Raw genomic sequence first — 2137 nt, 5'->3', positions numbered from 1 at the left:
GCTTAAGGGCAAGGACCAGCGCCCCGATATCGAGAAGGTGCTTTCGGACCTGCGCAAGCAACTGGCCGGCGTGGCGGGCATCGAGACCTACATGCAGCCGGTGCAGAATTTGAGGCTGGGCTCGCGGTCGTCGGCCAGCGCCTACCAGCTCGTGGTTCAGGGCCTTGATACCGGCCTGACCGATATTTGGGCGCAGAAACTGAACGACGCGATGGCTGCCGACCATGCGAACTTCACCGACGTCACCAGCGACCTGCAGAACAATGCGTTGCAGGCGACGCTGGTGGTGGATCGCGACAAGGCCGCCCAGCTCGGTATCGACACCGACACGTTGCGCTCCGCCCTCTATGGCGGGTTCGGCACCGACCAGGTTTCGACAATCTTCGGTTCGGCCGACAGCTACGAAGTCATCACCGAGCTCGATCCCAAGATCGAGTGGTCGCCCGAGCGGATGCTGGCCATCCAGATGAGGACGGCGAGCGGCAGTCTTGTTCCGCTCGGCGCCTTCGCCCGGGTCGATCGCACGGCCGGCGCCCTGACTGTCAACCAGCTCGGCCAGCTTCCAGCCGTGACCATCTCCTACAATCTGCCGCAGGGCGTGGCGCTGGGCGACAGCGTGACGCGCATCAATGCGCTCAAGGAGCAGATCGGCATGCCGACGGTGATCTCGACGACCTTTGCCGGCACGGCCAAGACCTTCCAGGATTCTCTTGCCAACCAGGGTTTTCTGGTCGGCGGCGCAATCCTGACCATCTATATCGTGCTCGGCATCCTCTACGAGAGCTTCATCCACCCGCTGACCATCCTTACCGGCCTGCCATCGGCCGTGCTGGGAGCGGTCGTTGCGCTGCGCTTCGCCGGCATGGATCTGTCTGTTATCGCGGTGATCGGCATCCTGATGCTGATCGGCATCGTCAAGAAGAACGGCATCATGATGGTCGACGTCGCGCTTGAACTGCGACGAGAAGGCATGTCGGCGACCGAGTCGATCCACAAGGCCTGCCTGATGCGGTTCAGGCCGATCATGATGACGACGCTGGCGGCACTGATGGGCACGTTCCCGATCGCGCTCGGCACCGGCGCCAGCGCCGAATTGCGCCAGCCGCTGGGCGTTGCCGTTGTCGGTGGCCTGCTTGCCTCGCAGGCGCTGACCCTGTTCGTGACGCCGGTGATCTATGTCTACATGGAGAATCTCTCGGGCTGGCTGGTCGGGCTCTGGTCGAAGCGCAAGGGCGAGACGGGCCCGGTCGAAGCGGGGGATCAGCCGTCGCTATTCAAGGCCAGGGAAGACATGCTGCCCGAACCGCAGCGGGCGGCGGCCGAATGATGTGACAGGGCCAGCGCCATGTGCCGTTGGCCCAAGCCGTTGCGCTTGCGGCGGCATCACTGGAAACGTAGTTTGCGGCCATGTCACACGATCATGACCACGACAACGACCTCGATCCGTTTGCCGCCCGCGTGCGCGCGCTGGAAACCATCCTCACTCAGAAGGGGCTGATCGATCCGGCCGCGATCGACGTCATCGTCGATACCTACGAGACGAAGATCGGCCCGCGCAATGGCGCCAGGGTGGTGGCGAAAGCCTGGAGCTATCCCGCCTATGCCGAATGGCTGAAGCGCGATGCGACGGCGGCGATCGCATCGCTCAGCTATACCGGCCGCCAGGGCGAGCACATGCAGGCGGTGTTCAACACCGAGGAGACGCACAATCTCGTCGTCTGCACGCTGTGCTCCTGCTATCCGTGGTCGGTGCTCGGCCTGCCTCCGGTCTGGTACAAGGCGCCGCCCTATCGTTCGCGCGCGGTGATCGATCCGCGCGGCGTGCTGGAAGAATTTGGACTCACGCTGCCGGCCGGGACAAAAATACGCGTCTGGGATTCGACCGCGGAGCTGCGCTATCTCGTCGTGCCGATGCGGCCTGAGGGCACCGAGGGCTGGAGCGAGGAGCGGCTGGCGGAGCTGGTCAGCCGTGATGCGATGATCGGGACCGGCCTGGCCCAAAGACCTGAAATAGAGGGGCAGCCGGCATGAACGGGCCGCACGATCTTGGCGGGCCGATGGGGGTCGGCCCCGGCGCGCCCGAAAAGGACGGGCCCTCTTTCCATGCCCGCTGGGGAAGGCGGGGGCTCCGCGCTAC

Annotated in this window: 2 protein-coding genes and 1 pseudogene; all 3 read left to right on the top strand. The window is 64.7% G+C overall.

Annotated features, from left to right (window positions below; translation table 11 throughout):
* The coding region (locus EN893_RS30520; protein ID WP_164901255.1) for an efflux RND transporter permease subunit at positions 1-1327 on the top strand (1327 nt) is incomplete at its 5' end.
* 80 nt (positions 1328-1407) lie between these two features.
* Positions 1408-2031, top strand: a complete 624-nt coding sequence (gene nthA / locus EN893_RS30515; protein ID WP_127271239.1) for a nitrile hydratase subunit alpha — start codon at positions 1408-1410, stop codon at positions 2029-2031.
* Positions 2028-2137, top strand: a pseudogene (locus tag EN893_RS30510) (SH3-like domain-containing protein); the annotation flags it as partial. The gene nthA and the pseudogene EN893_RS30510, both read left to right, overlap by 4 nt.

The organism is Mesorhizobium sp. M7A.F.Ca.CA.004.04.2.1 (genome assembly GCF_004022825.1).
Taxonomy (GTDB): Bacteria; Pseudomonadota; Alphaproteobacteria; order Rhizobiales; family Rhizobiaceae; genus Mesorhizobium.
Note: the sequence above shows the minus strand (reverse complement) of the source record. Positions and strands in the feature narration are given on the sequence as shown.